Source organism: Sphingomonas sp. Leaf30, from assembly GCF_001422525.1.
In the GTDB taxonomy this organism is placed as follows: Bacteria; Pseudomonadota; Alphaproteobacteria; order Sphingomonadales; family Sphingomonadaceae; genus Sphingomonas; species Sphingomonas aerolata.
In genome coordinates, this window is sequence record NZ_LMKZ01000001.1 from 1,351,580 (window position 1) to 1,362,543 (window position 10,964).

A 10,964-nucleotide genomic window follows, 5' to 3' on the forward strand; every position below is an offset into this window, starting at 1 on the left:
GGACACGGATCAGATGATCGGGTCGTAACCCCCGGGGGCGTGGATGCCGCATTCGACCTTGTCGAAACTGCGCCAACGCCCCGCGCGCGGATCCTCGCCGGGGGCGACCTTGGTCGTGCAGGGCGCGCAGCCGATCGAGAGATAACCCTGCGCCTCGAGCGGATGCCGCGGCAGGTCATGCTCGCCGAAATAGGCGTCGAGCTTGGCCTTGTCCCAGTCGGCGAGCGGGTTGATCTTCAACCGGCCCTCATCCTCCTCGAACCGCGGCAGCGCGGTGCGCGTGCCCGACTGGAAGCCCTTGCGCCCCGAGATCCACGCGTCGAACGGCGCGAGCGCGCGGCGCAGCGGCTCGACCTTGCGCAGGTCGCAGCAGCCATCGGGGTCATAAGACCAGCGCTCGCCCGCCCGATCCTTGATCGCCAGCAGCCGCGGATCGGGTCTGAACACGCGCAGGTCGGTGAGGCCCAGCCGTTCGGCGAGCGCATCACGATAGGCGAGCGTCTCGCCGAACATCTTCTGCGTGTTGGTGAAGACCACCGGCACGTCGACATCGACCTGCGCGACCATGTGCAGCAGCACCGCCGATTCGGCACCGAAGGACGAGACCGACGCGATCCGCCCGGCCAGCTCGCCGGTCAGCAGCTCGCGCAGCATCTGCGCCGCAGGAACGCCGGCGAACCGGTCCTGCATCGCCTGTGCATCCGCCTTCGTAAAGGCGGGGGTGACGTCGATCGTGTCGATCCGGCGGAGCGCTTCACCCATGGCGCAGCTTCCAGACCGGCACGGCGCCGTCCGCGGCCTTCTGATAGGGCGTGTCGTAGCGCGCGAGGCTGGCGCGGAGCACGTCGATATCGATCGGGGCCTCGGGCGCGAAGCTGTCGAAGCCGCAGCGGCGCATCAGCGGAATCTGGTCAACGAGCACGTCGCCCGCCGCACGCAGCTCGCCGGTATAGCCCGCCTCGCGCAGGATCCGCGCCGCGGAATAGCCGCGGCCGTCGCGATAGCCGGGAAAGCTCACCTCGATCAGCGCGAGCTGGTCGATCTGGGGCAGCAGCGCGCGCGCATCGTCGCCCGCCTCCAGCCGGACCGCGGCCGCGTTGCTCTGGCCGATGAACGAATCGAGCGTCACCGCAGGCTCGTCATGCGGCTCGTCATCGCGGAATCGGAGCAGCGTCTGGTCCGGATACTCAACCATAGATCGCCTCCTTGAACGTCTCGAAGCCGACGCGGCGATAGGTGTCGAGGAAGCGCTCGCCGGGGTCACGGACCTGGAGATAGCGGTCGGTAACGCGTTCGATCGCGTCGACGACGCCATCCTCCGAGAAGCCGGGGCCGGTGATCTTGGCGAGGCTCACATCCTCCGCGCCCGATCCGCCGAGCGAGAGCTGGTAATTCTCGGTGCCCTTCTTGTCGACGCCGAGGATGCCGATGTGGCCGGCATGGTGATGCCCGCAGGCGTTGATGCAGCCGCTGATCTTGAGCTTGAGCTCGCCCAGCTCGCGCTGCCGGCCGAGATCGCCGAAGCGCGTCGCGATCTTCTGCGCGAGCGGGATCGAGCGAGCATTGGCGAGGCTGCAATAATCGAGGCCGGGGCAGGCGATGATGTCGCTGATCAGGTCGAGATTGGCCTCGGCCAGCCCCGCCTCGCTCAGCGTCGACCACACGGCGTGCAGATCGGCCATGCGGACGTGCGGCAGGACGATGTTCTGCGCATGCGTCACGCGCAGTTCGTCAAAGCTGTAGCGCGTGCCGAGATCGGCCATCACGTCGATCTGGTCCGCCGACGCGTCGCCGGGGATGCCGCCGACGGGCTTCAGGCTGATGTTGACGATCGCATAGCCCGGCTGCTTGTGCGCCTTGACGTTCTGGTCGAGCCAGACGGCGAAGTCGGGATCGCTGCGGTCGATTTCGGTGGACGCGGCCTCGTCGAATGCGGGCGCGCCGAAATGACTCGTGATCCGCTCCAGCTCGGCGCGCGGCGGATCGAGGCCGAGGCCCTTCACCGCGGCGAATTCCTCCTCGACCTGGCGACGATATTCGTCGGGGCCGATCTCGTGCAGCAGGATCTTGATCCGCGCCTTGTAGATATTGTCGCGGCGACCGTAGCGATTGTAGACGCGCAGGCACGCCTCGAGATAGCTCATCAGGTCGTCGGCGGGGACGAAATCGCGGATCTCGTGGCTGATCATCGGCGTGCGGCCCATGCCGCCACCGACATAGATCTTCGCGCCGAGTTCACCGTCGCGGACGTGCAGACCGATGCCGATGTCGTGCAGCCGCATCGCCGCGCGATCCTCGTCCGCCGCGATCACGCAGATCTTGAACTTCCGCGGGAGGTAGGTGAATTCGGGATGGAACGTGCTCCACTGACGGATCAGCTCGGCCCAAGGGCGCGGATCGGCGACCTCGTCCGCGGCGGCGCCGGCGAACTGGTCGGAACTGATGTTGCGGATGCAGTTGCCCGAGGTCTGGATGGCATGCATCTCGACCGTCGACAGCTCCTGGAGGATGTCCGGGGTCTGATCGAGCTGGATCCAGTTGAACTGGATGTTCTGCCGCGTCGTGAAATGGCCGTAGCCGCGATCATATTTGCGCGCGATGTGGCCGAGCATCCGCATCTGCCGGCCGTCGAGCGTGCCGTAGGGCACCGCGACGCGCAGCATGTACGCATGCAGCTGGAGATACAGGCCGTTCATCAGGCGCAGCGGCTTGAACTGGTCCTCGGTCAGCTCGCCCGAAAGGCGGCGGCGGACCTGGTCGCGGAACTCGTCGACGCGCTGGTCGACGATGGCTTGGTCGTATTCGTCGTACTTATACATGGGGGGTTCCCGGTAGAATTTGGTTCACGCGGAGCCTGTCCTGAGCGAAGCCGAAGGGGCGCGATGGCGCGAAGAGATTCAGAAGAATTTTGTTCGCGCGGAGACGCGGAGACGCGGAGGAGAAAGGAGAGGGAACTCCCGCGCTAGCGGGTATCGACCCTGTCGCGACTAGTGATTGTGAAGGCCGCTGCGCGGCGAGCGCAACACCTCCGCGCCTCCGCGCCTCCGCGCGAACCACCTTCTCACTGCTCTCTTCGCGCCATCGCGCCTTTGCGTGAATCATATCACCCAACTCCCCGCAGCCGGATCGGCCGGCTTGAGCGTCAGGTCGGGCCGCATCGTCGGACCTAGCGCACGAATGCGATCCTTGATGTGCGCAGGGCGGGGGCCGTCTGCGGTCGCGGTCGCCTCGATCAGATAGGGGACGTTGACGCGGCGTGCGCCTTCCTCCGCCTGGAGGATTGATTCACCCGCGACGCCGACATCGGCCGCATCCTCGATATGGCGCGACCAGCCATCGCCGGTCCACCAGATCACGTCGCCGGTGGGAAGGTCGTTTCCGGTCAGGAGCTTCATGCGGCGGCCTCTGCAATTCGTGCCCAGCGGGCGAGCTTGTCCTGCGCGTCGGAGAGTTCGACGACCTCGCCGACGACGATGATCGCGGGGCTCTTCACCGCCTCGCGCTGTACCATCGGGCCGAGATCGGCGAGCAGGGTCCGCATCGCACGGCTGCCCGATAGCGTGCCGCGCTCGAGCACCGCAACCGGCATGTCGGGCGCGACGCCATCGGTCATCAGCTTGTCGGCGATATCGGTCGCGGTCGCGATGCCCATGTAGATGACGAGCGTGCGACCCTGGCCGGCGAGGCCCGACCAGTCCTGTTCGGTCAGACCCTTGCACTGGCCCGCGACGAAGCTGACCGCGCTCGAATGATCGCGGTGGGTCAGCGGCAGCATTGCCTCGGCCGCGCACCCCAGCGCGGCGGAGACCCCGGGGATCACCTCGACCGGCAGGCCTGCGGCACGCACCGCCTCGACCTCCTCGCCGCCGCGACCGAACACGAACGGATCGCCGCCCTTCAGCCGGACGACGATCGCGCCGGTCTTCACATGCGCGATGATCAGCGCGTTGATCGCCTCTTGCGGCAGCGTGTGGCGCGCGCGCTGCTTGGCGACCGAGATGCGCTGGGCGGCAGGCGGCGCGATGTCGAGCACGCGCGGATCGATCAGCCCGTCATGGACGACGACGTCGGCGATCTCGAGCGCGGCGACCGCACGCACGGTCAGCAGACCGGGATCGCCGGGCCCCGCCCCGACGAGGATGACGCGCCCGCGGGCACCGGGGTCTAGCAAGCTTACCATGTCAGGAAGATGGGCTCTGGGCGGGCGGTTGGCGAGCCCAGCATTATTTGCCCCGGGGCTAGTCCTGCTTTCCCACGCGGCGCGGGTGCCAACGCCGGAAACGTTCGCAGGCCCCGGTCACGGGCTGGTGGCGGCGGAATCCGCGCGATAGGAAGGCGCGACGAACCGGGTAACCCGGACGCGATGGGGAACTTCGATAATGCGCCTGACCTGCCTTGCCGCCATGTTGCTGGCGACCACCTTCATCGGCGCGGTGCCGGTGTTGAGCCAGGCGCTGCCGCCGCCCGCGCCGATCGCCGGCGACGGCCCAGAGGATGCAAAGCTCAAGCAGCTTTTCTATGCGAGCGACGAGCGCGATCTGAAGAACGATCCGCTGCAGGCCATCTTCCGCGGCGACATGCGCTATGCCGATCGCTTCGGCGAATATCTGACCGATGCGCGCACCGCGCAGGACAAGCGCAACGTCGAGCAGGACCTGGCTGCGATCGCCGCGATCGACCGCAGCAAGCTGACCCGCGTCGACCAGATCGCCTATGACGTGTTCCGCAACGGCCGCGAGGTTGCACTGCGCGGGTTCGCGCCGAACCTGGTCGCGATCGACCGGTTGCTGCCGCTCAGCCATTTCGGCGGGTTCCAGACCTTCTATCCCGATTTCGCGTCGGGCAAGGGTGGCGCGCCGTTCAAGACGGTCGCGGATTACGAGAACAATCTGCGGCGCAATGCGGGCTATGCCGCGGTCTATGACCGGGCGATCGCGCGGTTCCGCGAGGGGATGGCGAAGGGCGTGACCCAGCCCAAGCTGGTCGTGCGCAACATGATCGGGCAGTTCGACAATCTGATCGCCGAGGGTGTCGAGAAGTCGACCTTCTACGCGCCGGTGACGATGTTCCCCGCGTCGATCCCGGCGGCCGACCGCACGCGCCTGACCGCGGCCTATGCCAAGCAGGTGCGCGAGGTGATCAATCCCGCGCATGTCCGGATGCGCGACTTCCTCGCGAACGAATATCTCGCCAAGGCGCGCGACACGGTCGGGCTGTCGGCGCTGCCGGGCGGGGCCGCGCTCTATGCGCAGCGGATCGAGGACAGCACGACGCTGCCGCTCGAGCCCGAGGCGGTCCATCAGCTCGGCCTGTCGGAGGTCGCGCGGATCACGCAGGCGATGGAGGTGCAGAAAGCTGCGGTCGGGTTCAAGGGCACGCTGGCGGCGTTCTTCGATCATCTGCGCACGGATCCCCGCTTCCAGCCCAAGTCGGCGGCGGCGGTGCGCGAGGGCTATGAGGCGATCGGCAAGCGGGTCAACGCGCGGATCGCGACGCAATTCTCGCTGGTACCCAAAAGTCCGCTCGAGATCCGTGCAGTGCCCGATTTCCGCGCGAAGACGGATGCGGCGGGGTCGTATCAGCAGGGGACCCCCGACGGCACGCGGCCGGGGATCTTCTACTACAACACCTATGATCTGCCGACGCGGTATCTGTGGGGGATGGAGACGCTGTACCTGCACGAGGCGGTGCCGGGGCATCATTACCAGATCAGCCTGGCGCAGGAGAATGTCGCGCTGCCCGCGTTCATCCGGTTCGGCGGCAACACCGCCTATGTCGAGGGCTGGGCGCTCTATGCCGAGACCTTGTGGAAGGAACTGGGCGTCGAAAGCGATCCCTATCAGCGGATGGGCGGCCTGAATGACGAGATGCTGCGCGCGATGCGGCTGGTCGTCGATACCGGCATCCACGCCAAGGGGTGGAGCCGCGACCAGGCGATCGCCTATATGCTCGCCAATTCGCCGATGGGGCGGACCGACGCGACCGCCGAGGTCGAGCGCTACATCTCGATTCCCGGGCAGGCGCTGGCGTACAAGATCGGCCAGCTGACGATCCTCAGGATGAAGGCCAAGGCGCAGGCGGCGCAGGGTGCCGCATTCGATCCGCGCGCGTTCCATGCGCAGGTGCTCGATACGGGCGCACTGCCGATGCCGGTGCTGGAGAAGAAGATCGACGACTGGTTGGGCGGGGCGAAGTAAGCCTCATGATCCTCCCCCTGGCGGGGGAGGATTTCAGTTCAGCTTTGGGGGCCGCTACGCGCCTCAGCCGTCGCGCAGGCCGATGCCGATGCTGGCCCGCGCGCTTTCGGATTCGCTGCTGACGACCGGATAGGCGCAATAGTCGGCGGCGTAATAGGCGCTGGGGCGGTGGTTGCCCGACCAGCCGACGCCGCCGAACGGCGCGCCCGACGAGGCGCCGTTGGTGGGCTTGTTCCAGTTGACGATCCCGGCGCGGATATTGGCCCAGAACCGGTCGTAGAGCGCGGGCGTCTGGCTGATCAGCGCGGCGGACAGGCCATAGCGAGTGTTGTTCGCCTCGGCGATCGCGGCGTCGAAATCATCGGTGCGGAAGACCTGCAGGATCGGCCCGAACAGCTCGAGATCGGGGCGCTCCGCCATGTCGGTGACGTCGATCATCGCCGGGCGGAGGAAGGGCAGCGTATCGACCGGGCGTTCGAGATGCCGGATCGGGCGGCCGCCGCGCATCAGCAGCTCGAGAAAGCTCTCGGTGAGCTGGTCCGCCGCCTGATTGTCGATCACCGGGCCCATGAACGGCGCCGGGTTCGCATGCGGCTCGTCGACGATGATCCGCGCGATCATCCGCTCGATCGTGTCGAGCAGCGGCTGGGCGAGCCGTTCCTGGACGATCAGCCGGCGCGCGGCGGTGCAGCGCTGGCCGGCGGTGGTGAAGGCGGACTGGACGACGAGCACCGCCGCGGTGTGCAGGTCCGGCGTGTCCCAGACCATGATCGGGTTGTTGCCGCCCATTTCGAGCGCGAGGATCTTCTCGGGCTTCTCGGCAAAGGCGCGGTTGAGCGCGAGGCCGGTCTGGGCCGATCCGGTGAAGAGCAGGCCGTCGATATCGGGATGCGCGGCCAGCGCCTTGCCCTCCGCCGGGCCGCCGACGAGCAGCCGGATGCAATCCTCGGGCACACCCGCGGCGCGGTAGCACTCGACGAGGAACGCGCCCGATGCGGGGGTCTTCTCGGACGGCTTGAAGACGACCGCGTTGCCGGCGATCAGGGCGGGGACGATGTGGCCGTTGGGCAGGTGTGCCGGGAAGTTATAGGGGCCGAGCACCGCGAGCACGCCGTGCGGCTTGTGGCGCAGCGCGACGCGGCTGTTCATCGGCGCCTCCATCCGGCGCTGCGCGGTGCGTTCGGCATAGGCGCTGACCGAGATGTCGACCTTGGCCATCACCGTCTCGACCTCGCCGCGCGCTTCCCAGATCGGCTTGCCCGTCTCGCGCGCGATCAGGTCGGTGAATGCATCGTTGCGCTGGCGGACGACATTGGCGAACCGGCGCATCGTCTCGATCCGGAACGCGAGCGGCTTGGACGCCCAGCCGGCCCAGCCCGACCGCGCGGTCGCCACTTCGGTATCGACATCCCCGATCGGGTGACGCCACAACAGCGTACCGGTTGCGGGTTCATAGGAGAGGATCTCATCGGCCATATCGGGCTCTTGCCCCAATTTTAGAAGAGTTTCCACCACCCGCCGCACCGTCGGCCGCGGCACCCGCGATCAGGCAAGAGCGTCGCCCATCGCCCGGATCGCCGCGACCTTCGCGGTAAGACGGCTCCAGTCGTCGGCGTCGGCGATCGGCGCCCAGATCGATTCCACCTCGTCGATCAGCAGGCTGCACGGCGTGCCCGACCAATAGGGATGGGTGCGATCCTTGCGCGCGGCATAGTCGCCAAGCGCGGCGCGGACCTCGTCCCATTCGGGACCGTAGCCCGCGGGAAGATCGCCGCCGAACGCGTCGAAGAAGAACCGGTCGATACCCGCCCCGCTGGTCCGCAACGCGCGTTCGGTCGCCTGGACGAGCGCGCGGTCGCTATCTGGATTGCGCGGGCGGACGCCCAGCCGCCACAGGATCGCCGCGCCAACCTCCGCCTGATAGGCGGGGCCGAAGCCGTCGAGCGCGGCGATCAGCGGATCGCTCTCGGCGATCGTGCGCAGCGATACCGCGAGCTGCATCACGTCCCAGTGGATCGCCTCGGGCTGGCGACCAAAGGCGTACAACCCCTGATGATCGAAATAGGCGGCAGTGAAACCCGGGTCCCAGGTCGGCGCGAACCGCCACGGGCCATAGTCGAAGCTTTCGCCGGTGACGTTGACGTTGTCCGAATTGAGCACGCCGTGGACGAAGCCCGCCGCCATGTAGCGCGCCGTGAGCCGCGCGGTCCGCGCGACGACGAGCGCGAGGAGGCGGACCGGATCGTCGCCTTCCCCGTTCCCGTCCTCGTCGAACAGGTTGCGCAATGTATAGCCGACCAGCCGGCGCAGGGCGTCCTCGTCGCGATGATAGGCAAGGCGCTGGAACGTGCCGATCCGGACATGGCTGTGGCTGAGCCGGACCATGACCGCGGAGCGGGTCGGGCTCGGCTCGTCGCCGCGCTGCAGGTCCTCGCCGGTTTCGATCAGCGAGAGCGTGCGCGAGGTCGGGACGTTCAGCGCCTCGAGCATCTCGGTCGCGAGGATTTCGCGCACGCCGCCTTTCAGGGTGAGCCGGCCATCGCCCGCGCGGCTCCACGGCGTCTGCCCCGACCCCTTGGTGCCGAGATCCATCAGGCGGCCGCGATCGTCGCGCATCTGGGCAAAGGTGAAGCCGCGCCCGTCACCCAGATCGGGATTGTAATTGCGGAACTGATGACCGTGATAGCGCAAGGCGAGCGGCCCGGGCAGCGTGTCCGGCAACGGCGCGAACCGGCCGAAATGCCGGGTCCATTCGTCGTCGTCGAGCGTCGCCAGACCGACCTGAGCGGCGGCGCGATCGTTGCGGAAGCGGAGCTGGGTGCAGGGAAAATCGGCCGCCGCGACCGGATCGAAGAACGGGTCGCCGAGGTCGAGCAACGTGGTTTCGGGGCGATAGGCGGGGAAGGCTTGCGGGTCGATGGGCATGCGGCGATATGGTGGCCGCTACCCGAAGGACGCAACCATGGCCGCTTACGAAAACCTCTATTGGTGGTCCAGGGACGGGCTGCGGCTGCACGCACGCGACTATCCGGGCGGCGGCGATGGCCGTCCGCCGATCCTGTGCCTGCCCGGGCTGACGCGGAACGCGCGCGATTTCGATGCGCTGGCGGCGCGGCTGGCGGGACGCTGGCGGCTGATCGGGATCGATTTCCGCGGACGCGGCGAGAGCGCCTATGCCAAGGATCCGATGTCCTATGTCCCGCTGACCTATGTGCAGGATGTCGAGGCGTTGCTGGCCGAGCATGGCATCGACCGTTTCGTCGCGTTCGGGACGTCACTCGGCGGGATCGTCACGATGCTGATGGCGGGGCCGGCGCGCGGGCGAATCGCAGCCGCGCTGCTCAACGATGTCGGCCCCGAGATCGACGCGCAGGGCCTGTCGCGGATCCGCGGCTATGTCGGCAAGGCAAGCGTCTTTCCGACCTGGATGCATGCCGCGCGCTGCGTGTCGGAGAGTAATGCCGACGTCTATCCGGACTGGACGATCGAGGACTGGCTGGCGATGGCCAAGCGCATCTACCGGCTCAACAGCTCGGGCCGGATCGTGCTCGATTACGACCTGAAGATCGCCGAACCGTTCCGCGTGCCGGGCAGCGAGGCCGGGCCGGACATGTGGCAGGCGCTGGCGGGCCTGCGCGAGATCCCGACGCTGATCGTGCGCGGTGGCCGATCCGACCTGTTGTCGGCCGCGATCGCGGATCGGATGGTCGCCTCGCTCGACCGCGCGACGCTCGTCACCGTGCCCGGGGTCGGTCATGCCCCGACGCTGAGCGAGCCGATCGTCCAGGCGCCGATCGACGACCTGCTGGCGCAGGTGCTTGAGGGGGATGCTGTCCGCGCCTAGGGGACGGGGACGGGGCGTCGCAGCGACGCCTCGTCCCGCCTGCTCGATGACCGGAACAGCTTATGACCGCACCCGCCGACCTTCATGTGAATCATCGCTCCCTCGAGGGTCGACGCGCGATCATCACGGGGGGGACGACAGGGATCGGCCGGGCGATCGCGGTGCTTCTCGCGGCGGGGGGCGCCAAAGTCTATATCTGCGGTCACGATGCGGGTCATCTCGAGGACGCGCTCGTCTGCATCCGCGCGGTCGGCGAAGGCGACGGGATAGTCACCGAGCTTGCCGATCCGGACAAGGTCCGCGCCTTTTTCGATGCGGGCGAGGCGTATCTGGGCGGGTTCGACATCACCGTCATCAACGCCTCGATCGCCGCGGGCGGGCTGACGCAGATGGACGAGGACGCGCTGCGCTACGCGATCGCGGTCAATTTCACAGCCTATCTGCTCAGCGCGCATCATGCTGCGCACCGGATGACGCCGATCGGCGACCTGGTCCTGATCGGTTCGCTCAGCGCGCATATCCTCGGGCCGAGCTCGACCGTCTATGCGGGGATCAAGTCGGGTATCGCCGGTTTCGCCGAGGCGCTGCGTCGCGAGCTGGGGCCCAAGGGGATCCGGGTGTCGCTGATCGAGCCGGGCAAGGTCGGCTCGAACATGCAATATCCCGACGTGCCCGACGAGAAGCAGCGGGAAATGATCGCGGCGGAGCAGATGCTGCGCGGCGAAGACATCGCCGCGGGCGTCGAGTTCCTGCTGACGCAGCCGACACGCAGTGTGATCCAGCAGCTCGTGATCGTGCCCCGCGCGCTGGAGGGGGAATAACACCATTGTTCACCCCCTCCCGTTCGGGCTGAGCGAAGTCGAAGCACCTGCGCTCGGGGCATGCCCTTCGACTTCGCTCAGGGCGAACGGGAGGGGGCGGGC

At 67.6% G+C, this 10,964-nt stretch carries 10 protein-coding genes; 3 read left to right on the top strand and 7 right to left on the bottom strand.

Annotated features, from left to right (window positions below; all coding sequences use genetic code 11):
• Positions 1–9: 9 nt before the first annotated feature.
• The 5 genes from ASE89_RS06345 to cobA form a co-directional block, all read right to left on the bottom strand.
• Positions 10–762: a phosphoadenylyl-sulfate reductase gene (locus ASE89_RS06345; RefSeq protein WP_056674896.1), complete on the bottom strand. Its 753-nt coding sequence runs from the start codon at positions 760–762 to the stop codon at positions 10–12.
• Positions 755–1,195 carry a DUF934 domain-containing protein gene (locus ASE89_RS06350; RefSeq protein ID WP_031395826.1) on the bottom strand — a complete coding sequence of 147 codons (441 nt, stop codon included), beginning with the start codon at positions 1,193–1,195 and terminating at the stop codon, positions 755–757. Before ASE89_RS06350 ends, ASE89_RS06345 begins: the two co-directional genes overlap by 8 nt.
• A complete protein-coding gene (locus tag ASE89_RS06355; protein ID WP_056674898.1) occupies positions 1,188–2,819 on the bottom strand; it encodes a nitrite/sulfite reductase in 1,632 nt (543 codons plus the stop codon). The genes ASE89_RS06350 and ASE89_RS06355 overlap by 8 nt, the downstream gene beginning before the upstream one ends.
• Before the next feature lie 279 nt (positions 2,820–3,098).
• Complete coding sequence (locus ASE89_RS06360) at positions 3,099–3,395, bottom strand: DUF2849 domain-containing protein (RefSeq protein ID WP_031395828.1); 297 nt, start codon at positions 3,393–3,395, stop codon at positions 3,099–3,101.
• A complete protein-coding gene (cobA, locus tag ASE89_RS06365) occupies positions 3,392–4,180 on the bottom strand; it encodes a uroporphyrinogen-III C-methyltransferase (protein ID WP_056674900.1) in 789 nt (262 codons plus the stop codon). Before cobA ends, ASE89_RS06360 begins: the two co-directional genes overlap by 4 nt.
• 199 nt (positions 4,181–4,379) lie before the next feature.
• Between cobA and ASE89_RS06370 the strand changes: the two genes are divergently transcribed.
• The gene (locus ASE89_RS06370; RefSeq protein ID WP_056674902.1) at positions 4,380–6,197 is read left to right on the top strand and encodes a DUF885 domain-containing protein; all 1,818 of its coding nucleotides are present in this window, start codon (positions 4,380–4,382) and stop codon (positions 6,195–6,197) included.
• Positions 6,198–6,260: 63 nt separating this feature from the next.
• Here the strand turns inward: ASE89_RS06370 and astD are convergent, their stop codons facing one another.
• Positions 6,261–7,673, bottom strand: coding sequence for a succinylglutamate-semialdehyde dehydrogenase (gene astD / locus ASE89_RS06375; protein WP_056674904.1), 1,413 nt, complete (start codon positions 7,671–7,673; stop codon positions 6,261–6,263).
• Positions 7,674–7,742: 69 nt separating this feature from the next.
• A complete protein-coding gene (locus tag ASE89_RS06380) occupies positions 7,743–9,122 on the bottom strand; it encodes a protein adenylyltransferase SelO family protein (RefSeq protein WP_056674906.1) in 1,380 nt (459 codons plus the stop codon).
• Between the two features lie 37 nt (positions 9,123–9,159).
• On the opposite strand from ASE89_RS06380, the gene ASE89_RS06385 reads away from it, so the two are divergent.
• Positions 9,160–10,041: an alpha/beta fold hydrolase gene (locus tag ASE89_RS06385; protein ID WP_056406445.1), complete on the top strand. Its 882-nt coding sequence runs from the start codon at positions 9,160–9,162 to the stop codon at positions 10,039–10,041.
• A gap of 62 nt (positions 10,042–10,103) precedes the next feature.
• Positions 10,104–10,862 (top strand): SDR family oxidoreductase, encoded by a 759-nt coding sequence (locus tag ASE89_RS06390; protein ID WP_056674909.1) that lies wholly within the window; start codon positions 10,104–10,106, stop codon positions 10,860–10,862.
• Positions 10,863–10,964: the final 102 nt, after the last annotated feature.